This is a genomic window from Streptomyces sp. NPDC048353, assembly GCF_055587165.1.
Genome location: NZ_JBVJGU010000002.1, coordinates 854,896 through 870,600 on the forward strand (window position 1 = coordinate 854,896; position 15,705 = coordinate 870,600).

The window sequence follows — 15,705 nt, forward strand, 5'->3', positions numbered from 1 at the left end:
TTATGCTGAAGCGTCCCCCTCGTCCGCCCCGAGCCTCCGGAGTACCGCGTCGTGCGCATCGACCTGCACACCCACTCCACGGCGTCGGACGGTACGGACTCCCCGGCCGACCTGGTCCGGAACGCGGCCGCCGCCGGGCTCGACGTCGTCGCCCTCACCGATCACGACACCACGCGCGGCCATGCCGACGCGATCGCCGCGCTCCCCGAGGGGCTCACCCTCGTGACCGGCGCCGAGCTGTCCTGTCGGCTCAACGGCGTCGGTCTGCACATGCTGGCGTACCTCTTCGACGCCGACGAGCCCGCGCTCGCCGCCGAGCGGGAGCTGGTCCGCGACGACCGGGTGCCGCGCGCCCAGGCCATGGTCGGCAAGCTCCGGGAGCTGGGCGTCCCCGTCACCTGGGACCAGGTGGCCCGGATCGCGGGCGACGGCTCCGTGGGCCGCCCGCACGTCGCCGAGGCGCTCGTCGAGCTCGGGGTCGTCCCCGACGTCTCCGGCGCCTTCACCCCGCAGTGGCTCGCGGACGGCGGACGGGCGTACGTCGGCAAGCACGAGCTGGACCCCTTCGAGGCGATCCGCCTGGTCAAGGCGGCCGGCGGGGTCACCGTCTTCGCGCACCCGTCCGCCGTCAAGCGCGGCCAGGTCGTGCCGGAGGCCGCGCTGGCCCGGCTCGCCGACGCCGGCCTCGACGGCATCGAGGTCGACCACATGGATCACGACGAGGCGACCCGCGCCCGCCTGCGGGGGCTCGCGAAGGAGCTGGGGCTGCTCGCCACCGGCTCCAGCGACTACCACGGCAGCCGCAAGACCTGCCGCCTCGGCGAGTACACCACCGACCCCGAGATCTACGGCGAGATCACCCGCCGCGCCACCGGAGCCTTCCCGGTCCCCGGTGCGGGCGGACCCGCCTGACCCTCGCGCGGCGATGGCCCCGGTCCGCCCGGGCGGGCTGCCCGGGTGCGGTCCGAGGGCCCGGAAGCCCGTCCCGACGCGGCCGGTCCCCGACCTCCGGCGCCGACGGACCGACCGCTCCGGCACCCGGGGCTCCCGGTGCGGCGATCAGAGTCGGCCTCCGGTGCCGGGATCCGCGGTGCGGGCCCGACCGGCCCGCCGACCCGGACCGAATCCCGGCCCAGGCCACGGCTCCGGCACCGAGCAGTGCGTACGGTCCGGCCCGCCCGGCCCTCGTACCGGAGTGGTCTCGTAGGCCCTCGGCCCGTACGGACTCGCCCCGCCGCGCCATGACGTCCCCGCCGCCCTCCCCGGGGCGGCTCCCCGCTCCCGCAAGGGCGCCCCCACCTCTCGTACACCCCAACTCGTGCAAGGCTCACCGTGTTCGACGTCGCCGTCTTCGGCTCGCTCTTCCTGACCCTTTTTGTGATCATGGATCCCCCCGGGATCACCCCGATCTTCCTCGCCCTCACCTCCGGCCGGCCGGCCAAGGTCCAGCGCCGCATGGCCTGGCAGGCGGTCGCCGTCGCCTTCGGTGTCATCACCGTCTTCGGCATCCTCGGGCAGCAGATCCTCGCCTATCTCCACGTCTCCGTCCCCGCGCTGATGATCGCGGGCGGTCTCCTGCTGCTGCTCATCGCGCTCGACCTGCTCACCGGGAAGACCGACGAGCCCAAGCAGACCAAGGACGTCAACGTCGCCCTCGTCCCCCTCGGGATGCCGCTGCTCGCCGGGCCCGGCGCGATCGTGTCCGTGATCCTCGCCGTCCAGCACGCCGACGGCGCCTCCGCGCAGATCTCCGTCTGGGCCGCGATCGTCGCCATGCACGTCGTCCTCTGGCTGACCATGCGCAACTCGCTGCTGATCATCCGCGTCATCAAGGACGGCGGCGTCGTGCTCGTCACCCGGCTCGCCGGCATGATGCTGTCGGCCATCGCCGTGCAGCAGATCATCAACGGTGTCACCCAGGTCATCCAGGGCGCCTGAGCGGCCCCCGGGCCGCCCCCGGACGTCACTGCGCCCCCGTACGGATTCCGGTTTCCGGAGTCCATGCGGGGGCGCGGTGCTTGAGTGGGTGCCCTACGGGCCACACGCGGCACGGCCTCACGGCGCGAGGCGTCGGCGCCAGGGCGTCACGGTGTTACGAGGCCGAGGTCTCGGCCGGGCGGATCCAGATGCGCTGACCGATCGAGGCGGCCTGCTGCACGATCCGGTTGACGGAGGCGGCGTCCACGACTGTCCGGTCGACGGGCGTGCCGTCGATGTCGTCAAGTCGCAGGATTTCGAAGCGCACGGGCTTCTCCCTTCGTCTGAGTTGATCCTCCTGGTGGAGAACTGGGGTTACGTACGGCTACAACGGCATGCATCCTGCAAACATTCCCTACGCTAAGGAAAATTTTCGGATGGCTAACTACTGACTGGTAAGAGACATTGGCGGCAGGCCCCTGCCCGGCGGACAATGAGCCCCGTATGAACGACGCAGAGAACCCTCAGACGCCGCCCGAGCCGACCGCCGACCAGCTCAGGGCGCTCGGCGCCCGCGTGGAGCGCACCAACGAACTCCTCCAGCGGATGCTGGCGGAGGTGGCCAAGACACCTTCTACCCACGCCATCTTCGTCGACGCGGGTTACGTCTATGCTGCGGCCGGATTGCTGGTGGTCGGCACCGAGGACCGGCGCTCCTTCGACCTCGACGCCGAAGGCATCATCGAGGCCTTCATCGACAAGGCCCGCACGATCTTCGCGGACAGCCGGCTGCTGCGCGTCTACTGGTACGACGGTGCCCGGCGCCGCACCCACACCCCCGAGCAGCAGTCGATCGCCGAGCTGCCGGACGTCAAGGTCCGCCTCGGCAACCTCAACGCCAACAACCAGCAGAAGGGCGTCGACTCCCTCATCCGCTCCGACCTGGAGTCCCTCGCCCGGCACCGCGCCATCAGCGACGCCGCCCTCGTCGGCGGCGACGAGGACCTGGTCTCCGCGGTGGAGGCCGCCCAGGGGTACGGCGCCCGCGTCCACCTCTGGGGCATCGAGGCCGCCGAGGGCCGCAACCAGGCCGAGCCGCTGCTGTGGGAGGTCGACAGCCAGCGCACCTTCGACCTCGACTTCTGCCGCCCGTACGTCACCCGCCGGCCGGTCACGACGTACGAGAACGAGGGCGAGCCCCCGCCCTCGCGCGACGAGGCCCGGTTCATCGGCGCGCAGATCGCCGCCACCTGGCTCGGCGAGCGCGGCCGCGACGCGATGGCCGAGCTGCTGCCCGGCCACCCCTATCTGCCCGGACCGGTCGACCAGGACCTGCTGATCGAGGCGGAGAAGCTGCTCAGCCGCTCGCTGCGCGGCCACGCGGCCCTGCGCAGGGCCCTGCGCGACGGGTTCTGGCAGCACCTCCAGAACCAGTTCTGACCCGCCCGTACGCCGATCCCGTAGGGGCTCATCCGTACGGCCTCTCCGTACGGCCTCCCCGTACGGCCTCCCCGTACGGCCTGCCCCGTACGGGATGTGCCGTCCGGGGCCGCCCGCACACGCCCTAGCAGCGCTCCCAGAACGCGGTCAGCCGGTCGGCCAGCTCCTCGGGGTGCGAGACGTTCGGCGAGTGGCCGGCGCCCGCCACCACCGTGTGGTGGGCCCCGGTCCGGCGCGCGGCGGCCGCCAGGTCGGCGACCGGCCAGACCATCTCGCCGTCGCCGTACGCGATGTGCAGCGGGACCGTGAGCTTCGCCAGCTGCTCCGTCCCCTCCTGGCCGTAGACCAACAGCCTTCCCGTGACGGAGAGTTGGACGATCCGCGTACGCATCCAGCGGCGATGCAGGAACCACGTGATCTCCGGCGGGTCGACCACGCCCGGCGCCTCGCCCCGGCTGTCCAGCCAGCGCATGGCCTGCCACACCCGATCCTTGGACAGCACGGCCAGCGCGGCCCGCAGCGCCCGCACCCGCACCCGCTGGGCCCGGCAGACCCGCCCGGGCCCGGAGGAGAGCAGCGTCAGCGACCGGAAGGCCTCCGGCGCGTGCCAGGCCGCCGCCCGGGCCACCAGGCCGCCGAACGAATGCCCCACCAGATGCACCGGGCCGTCCCCGAGCGCCGCGGCCTGTGCGACGGCGTCCCGGGCCAGCGCCTGCCGGCTGTACGCGGAGCGGCGGCGCGGCCCCGGCGTCTCGTGCTGCCCCCTGCCGTCCACGGCCACCGCTCGGTAGCCGGCGTCGCTCAGCGGTCCGAGGAGCGCGAGGAAGTCCTCCTTGCTGCCGGTGTAACCCGGCAGCAGCAGCACCGTGCCCCGCGTCTCCCCGAGGGGAACGGCCTCCAGCACGGCGAAGCTCCCGCGTCCCGTCAGCAGCCGGCGGGGGCGGGTGCGGGGCGGCAGCGCCAGGGACCGGGGCTTGCTCATGACAGGACTTTATCCGCAGATGGGGGCGGTCGCCGGGCCGCCCTCTACGATGATCGCCTTTGAACAGGGGAGGGAATGTGAAGCGCGGACAACGACGGCTCACGGTCGTTCTGTCACTCTTCGGTCTGGTCCTGACGGCGGCGTCGCCCGCCTCGGCGGCGAGCACCACGGCGACGTACACGGTCTGGCACTGGAACGTCTCGGGCCATGTCATGTGGGACGGGAAGACCACCGGCGGCATGGTCACCAAGGCCGTGTCCTCCATCGACAACCGCGACGCGGACTTCGTGTCCTTCAACGAGATCTGCTTCAGCCAGTACAAGGCGATCCAGCAGGGCCTGATCGCCGCCGGATGGCCCGAGGACACGGGGAACTTCTCGCGCTTCGCGGAGACCCTCGCCCCGAGCTCCGGGCTCTGCGACGGCGCGTCGGGTTTCGGGAACGCGCTGTTCAGCAAGCGGGCGCTCGGCTCCTCGCGGCAGTACCCGCTGCCGGCGGACACCCCGACGGCGGAGCGGCCGACGCCCGAGCCCCGCAAGATGCTGTGCGCGCCCCTGGCCGAGCAGGCCAGGATGAAGTTCTGCACCGTGCACATCACCACCAGCAACGTCGTGGGCCCGGGGCAGACCAAGGCCGACAACGTCCGCCAGCTCGACGACGTCCGCGCGGTCCTCGACGGCTTCGACGCCGCCGGCGAGACCTACCTCGTCGCGGGCGACTTCAACGCCCAGCCCGACTACAGCCGCCTCGACGGCTACTACGCGCCGTCGGTAGCCGGGAACAACGGGAACAACACCGGTGCGCACCGTGAGCTGGACGACGCCGACGCGGCGAACTGCCCCGGATACGGCGAGTGGACCGCCGACGCCGTGCCGGGGAACGCGCCGCCGTGCGGCGACAAGGCGAAGATCGACCACGTATTCGTCCGGGAGAGCCGCGTCGCCGGACCGTACAGCGCCGACGCGCTGACCATCCCGACCGGCTGCACCGCCCCCGACCCGATGGCCCCGCCGGCCGACCCGACCCAGTGCTCCGACCACCGGGTCCTCGTCGGAACCGTCCCCGTCCTCATCGGCTGACCCGGCGGGCCCGCCGACCGGCGCGCACCGGCGCCGGAGTACGGAACGACACGGCGGCCCGTCCCCTGCGCAGGGGACGGGCCGCCGTGTCGTGGTGCGGTGCGGGCGTCAGCTCTCGGGCTGGGCGGCCGCGGCCTTCTTGGTGGTGCGGCGGCGCGGGGCCTTGGGAGCCTCGGCCGGTGCCTCGACGGCCTCCGCCGGAGCCGCGGCTGCCTTCTTGGTGGTGCGGCGGCGCGGTGCCGTCTTCGGCTCCGACGCGTCGGGGGCCTCGGCGGCGACGGCCTTCTTGGCCGCACGGCGGCGGGGAGCCTTGGGGGTCTCCTCGACCGTCTCGGCGACGGTCTCCGTGACCTCGGCGGCCGCGGGGGCCTCCGTGGCGGCGGCCGCCTTCTTGGTGGTGCGGCGGCGCGGGGCCTTGGGGGCCTCGGCCGGTGCCTCCACGGCCTCCGCCGGGGCGGCGACCGCGGGGGCCTCGGTGGCGACGGCCTTCCTCGCGGCCCGACGGCGGGGGGCCTTCGGGGCCTCGGCCGGCGCCTCGACGACCTCGGCCGGCGCGGGGGTGGCGGCCGCGGCGGCCGCCGCGGCGGCGGCGGTCTCCGGGGTCTGGAAGGTCACCGCGTCGGCCTCGGTGCGGATGATGCGGGGGCGGCGACGGCGCGGGGCCCGGGGGGCCTCCTCGACCGTCTCCACGGCCACGGGCGCCGCCTGGGCGACCGGAGCCTTCTCGGCCGCGCGGGCCCGGGGGGCCTTCGGCTGGGCCACGGGAGCCGCCGGGGCCTCCGCGACCGGAGCGATCGGGGCGGCCGTGGGGGCCACGGCCGTGGCGGTGCCGCCGCCCGTGCGGGTGCGGCGACGGCGGCGCGGGGTGCGCGGCTCCGCCGACTCCTCCGTCGCCGCGGGGGCGGCGGACGGCGCGGTCGCGGGCGCGGCAGTGGTGGTCGCGGCCGAGGTGGTCGCGACGGTCTCGTCGGCCGTCGACCCTCCCCGCGTGCGGCGACGCTGGCGCGGGGTGCGCGTACGCGCCGGGAGCTCCTCGACCGGGGCGGCCGAGGCCGCCTTCTTCCGGCCGCGGCCGCCGGGCTCGCCCAGGTCCTCCAGCTCCTCCGCGCCCAGACCCGCGCGGGTCCGCTCGGCGCGGGGCAGGACGCCCTTGGTGCCCGCCGGGATGTCCAGCTCCTCGTAGAGGTGCGGGGAGCTGGAGTACGTCTCGACCGGCTCGTGGAAGTCGAGGCCGAGCGCCTTGTTGATGAGCTGCCAGCGCGGGATGTCGTCCCAGTCGACCAGGGTCACCGCGGTGCCCTTGGCGCCCGCGCGGCCGGTGCGGCCCACGCGGTGGAGGAACGTCTTCTCGTCCTCCGGCGACTGGTAGTTGACGACGTGGGTGACGCCCTCGACGTCGATGCCTCGCGCGGCGACGTCGGTGCAGACGAGCACGTCGACCTTGCCGTTGCGGAAGGCGCGCAGCGCCTGCTCGCGGGCGCCCTGGCCGAGGTCGCCGTGGACCGCGCCGGAGGCGAAGCCGCGACGCTGCAGCTGCTCGGCGATGTCGGCCGCCGTGCGCTTCGTACGGCAGAAGATCATCGCTAGCCCGCGGCCGTTGGCCTGCAGGATGCGGGAGACCATCTCCGGCTTGTCCATGGAGTGCGCGCGGAAGACGTGCTGCTTGATGTTGGCGACGGTCACGCCCTCGCCGTCGGACGAGGTGGCGCGGATGTGCGTCGGCTGCGACATGTAGCGGCGGGCCAGGCCGATGACGGCGCCCGGCATGGTGGCCGAGAACAGCATGGTCTGGCGCTTCGCCGGAAGCATGTTCATGATCTTCTCGACGTCGGGCAGGAAGCCGAGGTCGAGCATCTCGTCCGCCTCGTCGAGGACCAGGGCCTTGACGTGGGAGAGGTCGAGCTTGCGCTGGCCGGCCAGGTCGAGCAGCCGGCCGGGGGTGCCGACGATCACGTCGACGCCCTTCTTCAGGGCCTCGACCTGGGGCTCGTACGCCCGGCCGCCGTAGATGGCGAGCACGCGGACGTTGCGGACCTTGCCGGCGGTCAGCAGGTCGTTGGTGACCTGCTGGCACAGCTCTCGGGTGGGGACGACCACCAGCGCCTGCGGGGCGTCGGTCAGCTGCTCGGGCCTGGCCCGGCCCGCCTCGACGTCGGCGGGGACGGTGACGCGCTCCAGGAGCGGCAGGCCGAAGCCGAGCGTCTTGCCGGTGCCGGTCTTGGCCTGGCCGATGACGTCGCTGCCGGAGAGTGCGACCGGGAGGGTCATCTCCTGGATGGGAAAGGGGGTCACGATGCCGACGGCTTCGAGCGCCTCGGCCGTCTCGGGAAGGATTCCGAGCTCTCGGAAAGTCGTAGTCAGGGTGCTGCCTCTTCTGTGAGACGCGGCGCGAGGCGAACGATGGGGGTCGTACCGTGCCGATTCACTTCCGGCCGGATCGGACACGTCCCGGATCAGTCGGATCGATCCTGGATCGTGAAGATCACAACCGGGTGGCGCGGGACCACTGCCGTCGCTCGAGCGTCATGCCGCTTGAGGGACCCTTCCGCGGTGCGCGGGGAGGGCTGTCGGGTCGGAGCCAGTCGGGCCACCGACCGGGCATCCTCATTCATGAGATGGCCCACCGGGTACGTCCGAACGTGCGAAAGCATGTCCACATACTCAGCAGGCGCTTTATCACTGTACCCCGGATTCGCGCAGGTGTGTTGGGAGAATTCGTAATGAGGGCGCGGTCACAGTGACTGACCAGGGCCTTACCCGGTGCTGCGGGCGGGCTATTGTGCGCTTCATGGAGACGCCTGACAACGCCACATCCGCCGAGGAACCCACCGGGATCGCCGCCCAGGACTGGGCCACGGCATCCGCCGAGCCGCAGTACCGCGCCGCGGTCGTCGATCTTCTGGGGGCGCTGGCCTACGGCGAGCTGGCGGCGTTCGAACGCCTCGCCGAGGACGCCAAGCTCGCGCCGACCCTCGCGGACAAGGCCGAGCTGGCGAAGATGGCCTCCGCCGAGTTCCACCACTTCGAGCAGCTGCGCGACCGGCTCACCGCCGTGGACGCCGAGCCGACGGCCGCGATGGAGCCGTTCGCCAGGGCGCTCGACGACTTCCACCGCCAGACGGCGCCGTCCGACTGGCTGGAGGGCCTTGTCAAGGCGTACGTCGGCGACTCGATCGCCAGTGACTTCTACCGCGAGGTGGCGGCCCGTCTGGACTCCGACACGCGTCGGCTGGTGCTCTCCGTCCTCGACGACACGGGCCACGGCAACTTCGCCGTGGAGAAGGTCCGCGCCGCGATCGAGGCCGACCCGCGCCTCGGCGGCCGGCTCGCGCTCTGGGCGCGCCGGCTGATGGGCGAGGCCCTTTCCCAGGCCCAGCGGGTGGTCGCCGAGCGCGACGCCCTCTCGACGATGCTGGTCGGCGGCGTGGCGGACGGCTTCGACCTCGCGGAGGTGGGCCGCATGTTCTCCCGCATCACCGAAGCCCACACCAAGCGCATGGCGGCCCTGGGCCTCGCGGCCTAGGACGCCTTCGGCGCCGAAGACCGCGGGTGAGGCGGTCTCCCCGCCACGGCGTGGCGCTCACGGGGCCGGTCGCGGCGAGGCGGGGCCGCGGAGCGCGGTCCTGGTGGGGACGGCACCGGTTCAGGGCACGGCCCGTGCGCGGCTGCCGGTCAGGGTCCGGCCGGCCCGCCCGTCACCCTTCTTCGCCGGCCAGCCGGCCGGCCCGGCGCCGGCCGCGCAGGCGCCGAGGCGGAAGCCGCCGGTCAGAACCGCCGGTCAAGCCGCCCGTCAGGCCGCCGCTGATCGGCGGAGGCGGCGGCGGGTGGCCGGGCGGAGGAGCAGGGAGAGCAGCACCGCCGCCACGGCGACGGCCCCGATCAGGGTCGCCAGGCCATGGCCGGGGCCCAGGGCCCCGTGGGTCACCAGAGCGCCGAAGACGGCGCCGAGCGAGCCCGTCAGGAGGACGGCCCTTCGTCCGGGGAGTCGGTCGGGCAGCCGGTGCACGGCCGCCCAGGCCAGGGCGAGTCCGAGCAGGGCGGAGCCGATGGCTTCCAGGAACACGGGATCACCTCGCGTGCGGAGCGGAGCGGGCAATTCGGTCGTAGGCCGTCCTACCCGAACCCATCGCGATACAACCCTCCCCGGCCGTCCCCACCAGCACATTCGGCGGACACCCGCCATCGACCGACCGCGCGCCCGGCCCTCGTCCGGCCGCCGGACACACGAAAGGCCCGGCGGATCACATCCGCCGGGCCTTTCGCTGTACCGGACGTACCGGACGTACGTCTCAGAGCGCGCCGAAGCCCACCCGGCGCACCGCCGGCTCGCCGATCTCCACGTACGCGATCTTCTCGGCCGGGATCAGGACCCTGCGGCCCTTCTCGTCCGTGAGGCTGAGCAGCTGCGCCTTGCCGGCCAGCGCGTCGGCCACGGCGCGCTCGACCTCCTCGGCGGACTGCCCGCTCTCCAGAACGATCTCCCGGGGTGCGTGCTGCACGCCGATCTTGACCTCCACGGCTATGTCCCTCCGAACGGTCAGCGTTGCGCGTCTCCCGCGCCGTACGCTGCACACATTAGCCCGGTGAGGGGACACGTACGGCGCAGCCGCTCAACGCCAGGAGCGAACAGCGCGCGAAAGGCGCGCGGCCGGCGCCCCCGGACCGGTCAGTGGCCCTCGGCGCTCAGCTGGCCCTCCGAGGGGTGCAGCGGGAACCCCGCGATACCGCGCCAGGCCAGCGAGGTCAGCAGCGCCACCGCCTTGTCGCGCGGGATCGCCGACTCGCTGGAGAGCCAGTACCGCGCGACGACCTGCGAGACCCCGCCGAGGCCCACGGCGAGCAGCATCGATTCGTCCTTGGAGAGCCCGGTGTCCTCCGCGATGACGTCGGAGATCGCCTCCGCGCACTGCAGGCTGACCCGGTCCACCCGCTCGCGCACGGCCGGCTCGTTGGTCAGGTCGGACTCGAAGACGAGACGGAACGCGCCGCCCTCGTCCTCGACGTAGGCGAAGTACGCGTCCATGGTCGCCGCGACCCGGAGCTTGTTGTCCGTGGTCGACGCGAGCGCGGTCCGCACCGCCTGGAGCAGCGCCTCGCAGTGCTGGTCGAGGAGTGCCAGGTAGAGCTCCAGCTTTCCCGGGAAGTGCTGGTACAGCACCGGCTTGCTGACACCCGCCCGTTCGGCGATGTCGTCCATCGCGGCGGAGTGGTAGCCCTGCGCGACGAACACCTCCTGGGCCGCCCCGAGGAGCTGGTTCCGTCGGGCTCGGCGCGGCAGGCGCGTGCCCCGAGGGCGTGCTGCCTCTGTCTGCTCGATGGCTGTCACGCCGCCTCCCAAAAATCGATCCATGCGCGCTGTGGCGTCGCGCCCGCCATCGTACTTTTGGGTAACCCGGCTGTGCGCGGTGCGGACGCACAATTTCACGGACCGGACGCCCGGAATGGTCGGCAATTCAACATTAAACCGAACAAATCAGCGGTAGTCGTCTTCGTCCAAAGAGACCACCCGAGCCTGCTCGGAGGCGTCCGCCTCGTTCGCCGACTCCTGCTCCAGATGCGTGTGCGGCTCGTCCTCGTCCTGCCGGACATCGGTCTGCTGCTCGGCCGCGTCGGCCTCGGGGATTTCCTCGTCGAGCACTCCGGCCTCTTCCTCGGCGAATGTGTCCGGCTCGTTCGGATCGGCAGTCATGGGCTTCCTCCCCGGCACACGGTCGCTCTCCGGATGACCCTCTCCTACGAGCGTAGGAGCACAGCCCGTCCGGCGCACCCGAGCCTGTGACGCCCCACACACGCGCCACGGCGTGATCGTCTCGTAATATTGCGGCCATGTCGTCGACCGAGTACCCGGAGCCCCGGACCTCCGCCGCCCCGCCCGCGTCGCGCACCCGCACCGTACGGGTCGCCGACGGCGAGGAGTTGCGCTCGGTCGCACTGCCCGGGCTCACCCTCACCGTGCGCGCCCGGCCGGGCGTCCGGCCCGGCCTCCCGCCCGCGCTGTACGTCCACGGCCTCGGCGGTTCCTCCCTGAACTGGTCGGCCATGATGCCGCTGCTCGCCGACCTCGTCGACGGCGAGGCCGTCGACCTCCCCGGCTTCGGCGACTCCCCGCCGCCCGACGACTCCGACTACTCCGTCACCGGGCACGCCCGCGCCGTCATCCGGCTGCTCGACGCCGGCGGCCGCGGCCCGGTCCACCTCATCGGCAACTCCCTCGGCGGCGCCGTCGCCACCCGCGTCGCCGCCGTCCGGCCCGACCTGGTGCGCACCCTGACCCTGGTCTCCCCGGCCCTGCCCGAGCTGCGCGCCCAGCGCACCGCCTGGCCGACGGCGCTGCTCGCGCTGCCGGGCGTCGCCTCCCTCTTCTCCCGGCTGAGCCGGGACTGGACGCCGGAGCAGCGGGTCCGCGGCGTCATGGCACTCTGTTACGGAGACCCCGGACGGGTCACCGACGAGGGCTTCCAGCACGCCGTCGAGGAGATGGAACGCCGCCTGGAACTCCCGTACTTCTGGGATGTCATGGCACGCTCCTCGCGTGGCATCGTGGACGCGTACACCCTCGGAGGGCAGCAGGGCCTGTGGCGTCAGGCGGAGCGGGTGCTCGCGCCGACGCTCCTCGTCTACGGTGTCCGCGACCGGCTCGTCTCGTACCGGATGGCGCGCAGGGCGGCGGCGGCCTTCGGCGGCTCGCGGCTCCTGACCCTTCCGGACGCCGGGCACGTGGCCATGATGGAGTACCCCGAGACGGTCGCCCAGGCCGTGCGGGAGCTGATCGAGGCCGAAGCGGCCGAGCGGGGCAGGACAACCGAAGAGGCCGGGCGGTCCGGACGGGCCGAACGGACCGAACCGGCCGAGATGTTCGACGAGGCCGGCACAGACGACAGCGGCGGGAGCTGATCCAGGGCGTGGGACGACATAGTCGGAGGGGGCCCGCGCCCGCTCCCGCGGCCGATACGGCCCGGCGGGGGACCGCCGGGCAAGGGCAGCAGGGACAGGGGCGGACGCCGGCACAGGCGTCGGCGCAGGGTCAGGCCCAGCCGCAGGGTCAGGGGACGGGCCGCCGCAGGCGCTCGCCCGACCAGGACGTGTACGACCAGGACACGTACGACCAGGACACGTACGACCGGCAGGCCGCGTACGGTCGGAACGCGCAGCGCCAGAGCGCCTACGGCGGGGACGCGTACCGCCAGGACCCGTACGGGCAGGCCCCCTACGGGCAGGGCCACGGCCGGACGGCGACGGCGTACGGCCAGGCCGTCTGGGACACCCCGGCGCACGGCACCCCCGCCGCGCACACCGACACCCCCGTACGGGGCGGGCACCCCGGTCACGCCGATACCGGTTCCCCCTCCGAACGCTACGGCGACTGGCACGGCGCCCCGCGCCCCACCGGCCGAACTCCCGGCTCGCAGGACCCGTTCATTCCCGGCCCCCGACGCGAGACCGCCACCGGGACGCCCGCCGATCCGTCCTCCGAGACCTCCGCGCTGGGCTCCGCCGACGCCCCCGAGGAGGACCTGCCCGGGACGCGGCCGGCCAAGAGCGGCAAGGGCCGCACCCTCACCGGCATCGCGGCCGCCGCCGTCACCACCGTCCTCGCCGTCGTCGTGGCCGGCCAGGTCGCCGAGAGCGAAGCCGGCGGCGCCCTCGCCCAGGCCGCCGAAGGACCCGCCGACCGTGGTGCCGAGGACGGGACCGCCTCGCGCTCCGACGAGCGGAACACGCCCGTGCGGCCCGCCGAGCCGGCGCCCGCCGGCCCGGCCGTGCCCGCCGCCCAGCCGACCTACGAACAGCTGATGGACAGCCAGTTCCCCATCGACCCCTCGCTCCGGGGGCCGGGCGACTTCGAGACCGTCCCCGGCTTCGACAAGGCCCCCGGCAAGGGGGACAAGGTGCGCTACCGGATCGACGTCGAGAAGGGGCTCGGGCTCGACGCGAAGCTCTTCGCGCGGGCCGTGCAGACGACCCTCAACGACGAACGGAGCTGGGCAGGCAAGGGGGAGATGACCTTCGAGCGGATCTCCAGCGGGGAGCCCGAGTTCGTGGTCACCCTCGCCAGCCCCGGCACCACCGGCGTCTGGTGCGCCAAGTCCGACCTGGACACCACCGTCGACAACGTCTCCTGCGACTCCGCCTCCACCTCGCGCGTGATGATCAACGCCTTCCGGTGGGCGCAGGGATCGGAGACCTACGGCGCCAAGGCGATGCTCGCCTATCGCCAGATGCTCATCAACCACGAGGTCGGCCACCGGCTCGGACACGGCCATGTGAACTGCCAGACCCCGGGCGCGCTCGCCCCGGTGATGCAGCAGCAGACCAAGTCCCTGAACGTCGACGGCATCAAGTGCCGCCCCAACCCGTGGGTCCACCCGGGCCGTTGACGGGCCCCGGTGGCCGTTGACGGCCGGACCGGCGAGGCCGGACAGACGCCCCAGGACCGGCCGGGGCCTCACGCTTCGTCACCGAATCACCTCGTAGCGCGACAGAACGCGACCCGAGTGTGAAAGTTACGTGCATTCACCCCTTCCAGTGGCGCGATGGACAACCGTCCATCGCGCCACCCGCATATCCGCTTACGTTCTTCCCGCTGCGCGTCGCCCGACCGAAGGCGACGGCGACCAAGGGAGAGCGGGGGTGTGCCTCATGCGGATCGGACTGCTCACGGAGGGTGGCTATCCGTACGCCACGGGTGAGTCCAGGCTCTGGTGCGACCGGCTCGTGCGCGGACTCGCCCCGCACGAGTTCGACGTCTACGCCCTCAGCCGCAGCGCCCGCCAGGAGGACGGCGGCTGGGTCGACCTGCCCGACGGCGTCCGCCGCGTCCGTACGGCACCCCTCTGGGCCCCCGAGGACGACGGCCGCACCTACGGTCGCCGCGACCGCCGCCTCTTCGCCGGACACTTCCGGGCACTCGCGACCGGCATCTGCGCGGACGGCGACGAGCCCGCGGGCGGGGCCGCGGGGCGCTCCTTCGCCCAGGGGCTCTACGGCCTCGCCGAACTCGCCAGGGAGCGCGGCGGACTCTACGCCGCGCTCCGCTCCGAACTCGCCGTCCGCACCCTGGAGTCCGCCTGTCGCGCCCCCGGCGCACGCCGGAGCCTGGCAGGCGCCACCGTCCCCGACTACCTCGACTTCGCCGACCAGTTGGAGCGCGCCCTGCGCCCGCTCTCCCTCGACTGGTACGGCGAGGACGACCTCGGCGCGGCCGACCTCTGCCACGCCGCCTCGGGCGGATCGGCGGCTCTCCCCGGCCTGTTGGCCAAACGCTTCTTCGGCGCCCCGCTGCTGGTCACCGAGTACGGCGTCCAGCTCCGCACCCACTACCTCACCGCCTTCGACGCACCCGTCTCCGCCCCCGTACGCGCCCTGCTCGCCGCCTTCCACGGCCGGCTGGCCGCCGAGGTCTACCGCGAGGCCGCACTCCTCACCCCCGGCAACGCCCACGCCCGCCGCTGGCAGGAGAGGTGCGGCGCCGACCGGGCCAAGCTGCGCACGGTCCACCCCGGCATGGACGCCGCACGGTTCGCCGAGATCGGCGAGAACGAGGAGAGCGGCGACCCGGCCACGCTCGTCTGGGTCGGCCGGGTCGAACCGGCCAAGGACCTGATCGCGCTGCTGCACGCCTTCGCCGACGTGCGCCGGGCCCAGCCCGACACCCGGCTGCGGATCATCGCCGCGCCGGCGCGCGAGCCCGGCGCGGAGGCGTACCTCGCGCACTGCCGGGGGCTCGCGGCCCAGCTCTTCCCCGACGAGGCGACGGGCGCGCACGCCGTCGGCGAGAACCCGGTCACCTTCGAGGAGATCGGCGGACCCGAGGCCCCGACGCTCGCCGAGGCGTACGGCGCCGGCGCGGTCGTGGTCCTCTCCAGCGTCGTCGAGGGCTTCCCGATCAGCCTGGTCGAGGCCATGTTCTGCGCCCGCGCCACCGTCTCCACCGATGTCGGCGCGGTCGTCGAGGTCATCGGCGGCACCGGACTCGTCGTACCCCCGCGCAACCCCCGGGCGCTCGCCGACGCGTGCCTCGCGCTGTTGCGCGACCCGGAGCGCCGCCACCGCCTGGGCGCGGCCGCACGCGCCCGCGCGCTCGAACTCTTCACCGTCGAGCAGAACCTCGCGGCGTTCCGCGACATGTACCTCGAACTCCTCTCCCACGCGCCGGTGCGCCGCCGCGCCGCCGAGGGCGTCCCCTTCGCCCACCCGGCCGAGGCGTACGTCCCCGGCGCCTGGGCGGACCAGCCGGTGAGCGCGACCGCCGGCCAGGGAGACCCCGATGCCTGAAGGAGGCACCCC

At 73.4% G+C, this 15,705-nt stretch carries 15 protein-coding genes; 8 read left to right on the forward strand and 7 right to left on the reverse strand.

The genetic code is table 11. The features are described 5' to 3' along the window. The first annotated feature begins 51 nt into the window (after positions 1–51). Together ACZ6RC_RS09310 and ACZ6RC_RS09315 are read left to right on the forward strand one after the other, a co-directional pair. Positions 52–912, forward strand: coding sequence for a PHP domain-containing protein (locus tag ACZ6RC_RS09310; protein ID WP_469580358.1), 861 nt, complete (start codon positions 52–54; stop codon positions 910–912). A 420-nt stretch (positions 913–1,332) separates the two neighbouring features. Continuing rightward, the gene (locus tag ACZ6RC_RS09315; protein ID WP_391139357.1) at positions 1,333–1,938 is read left to right on the forward strand and encodes a MarC family protein; all 606 of its coding nucleotides are present in this window, start codon (positions 1,333–1,335) and stop codon (positions 1,936–1,938) included. Positions 1,939–2,092: 154 nt separating this feature from the next. Here the strand turns inward: ACZ6RC_RS09315 and ACZ6RC_RS09320 are convergent, their stop codons facing one another. After that, on the reverse strand, positions 2,093–2,245 hold the full coding sequence (locus ACZ6RC_RS09320) for a hypothetical protein (RefSeq protein WP_086024648.1): 153 nt from the start codon (positions 2,243–2,245) through the stop codon (positions 2,093–2,095). 176 nt (positions 2,246–2,421) lie between these two features. Here ACZ6RC_RS09320 and ACZ6RC_RS09325 point away from each other — a divergent pair, with 176 nt between their 5' ends. Beyond that, entirely contained in the window at positions 2,422–3,357 is a 936-nt protein-coding gene (locus ACZ6RC_RS09325) for an NYN domain-containing protein (protein WP_391139356.1), read from the forward strand. 124 nt (positions 3,358–3,481) lie between these two features. Here the strand turns inward: ACZ6RC_RS09325 and ACZ6RC_RS09330 are convergent, their stop codons facing one another. Beyond that, positions 3,482–4,339, reverse strand: a complete 858-nt coding sequence (locus ACZ6RC_RS09330; RefSeq protein ID WP_469580362.1) for an alpha/beta fold hydrolase — start codon at positions 4,337–4,339, stop codon at positions 3,482–3,484. A gap of 77 nt (positions 4,340–4,416) precedes the next feature. Between ACZ6RC_RS09330 and ACZ6RC_RS09335 the strand changes: the two genes are divergently transcribed. Next, the gene (locus ACZ6RC_RS09335) at positions 4,417–5,418 is read left to right on the forward strand and encodes an endonuclease/exonuclease/phosphatase family protein (RefSeq protein WP_469580365.1); all 1,002 of its coding nucleotides are present in this window, start codon (positions 4,417–4,419) and stop codon (positions 5,416–5,418) included. A gap of 108 nt (positions 5,419–5,526) precedes the next feature. On the opposite strand, the gene ACZ6RC_RS09340 is transcribed toward ACZ6RC_RS09335, so the two are convergent. Continuing rightward, positions 5,527–7,686, reverse strand: a complete 2,160-nt coding sequence (locus ACZ6RC_RS09340; RefSeq protein WP_469580368.1) for a DEAD/DEAH box helicase — start codon at positions 7,684–7,686, stop codon at positions 5,527–5,529. Between the two features lie 520 nt (positions 7,687–8,206). Between ACZ6RC_RS09340 and ACZ6RC_RS09345 the strand changes: the two genes are divergently transcribed. Continuing rightward, positions 8,207–8,941, forward strand: a complete 735-nt coding sequence (locus ACZ6RC_RS09345) for a ferritin-like fold-containing protein (RefSeq protein WP_391139352.1) — start codon at positions 8,207–8,209, stop codon at positions 8,939–8,941. Between the two features lie 267 nt (positions 8,942–9,208). Here the strand turns inward: ACZ6RC_RS09345 and ACZ6RC_RS09350 are convergent, their stop codons facing one another. From ACZ6RC_RS09350 to ACZ6RC_RS09365, 4 genes are all read right to left on the reverse strand, one after another. After that, the gene (locus ACZ6RC_RS09350; protein ID WP_391139351.1) at positions 9,209–9,481 is read right to left on the reverse strand and encodes a hypothetical protein; all 273 of its coding nucleotides are present in this window, start codon (positions 9,479–9,481) and stop codon (positions 9,209–9,211) included. Positions 9,482–9,707: 226 nt separating this feature from the next. Next, a complete protein-coding gene (locus ACZ6RC_RS09355) occupies positions 9,708–9,935 on the reverse strand; it encodes a DUF3107 domain-containing protein (RefSeq protein WP_365714460.1) in 228 nt (75 codons plus the stop codon). Between the two features lie 149 nt (positions 9,936–10,084). After that, positions 10,085–10,744 (reverse strand): TetR/AcrR family transcriptional regulator, encoded by a 660-nt coding sequence (locus ACZ6RC_RS09360; RefSeq protein WP_453613569.1) that lies wholly within the window; start codon positions 10,742–10,744, stop codon positions 10,085–10,087. 147 nt (positions 10,745–10,891) lie between these two features. After that, entirely contained in the window at positions 10,892–11,107 is a 216-nt protein-coding gene (locus tag ACZ6RC_RS09365; protein WP_391139349.1) for a hypothetical protein, read from the reverse strand. A gap of 137 nt (positions 11,108–11,244) precedes the next feature. Between ACZ6RC_RS09365 and ACZ6RC_RS09370 the strand changes: the two genes are divergently transcribed. From ACZ6RC_RS09370 to ACZ6RC_RS09380, 3 genes are all read left to right on the forward strand, one after another. Continuing rightward, positions 11,245–12,312, forward strand: a complete 1,068-nt coding sequence (locus ACZ6RC_RS09370; RefSeq protein WP_391139348.1) for an alpha/beta fold hydrolase — start codon at positions 11,245–11,247, stop codon at positions 12,310–12,312. Positions 12,313–12,500: 188 nt separating this feature from the next. Continuing rightward, on the forward strand, positions 12,501–13,796 hold the full coding sequence (locus tag ACZ6RC_RS09375) for a DUF3152 domain-containing protein (protein WP_469580375.1): 1,296 nt from the start codon (positions 12,501–12,503) through the stop codon (positions 13,794–13,796). Between the two features lie 262 nt (positions 13,797–14,058). Then, positions 14,059–15,693, forward strand: a complete 1,635-nt coding sequence (locus tag ACZ6RC_RS09380; protein WP_469580377.1) for a DUF3492 domain-containing protein — start codon at positions 14,059–14,061, stop codon at positions 15,691–15,693. Positions 15,694–15,705 lie beyond the last annotated feature (12 nt).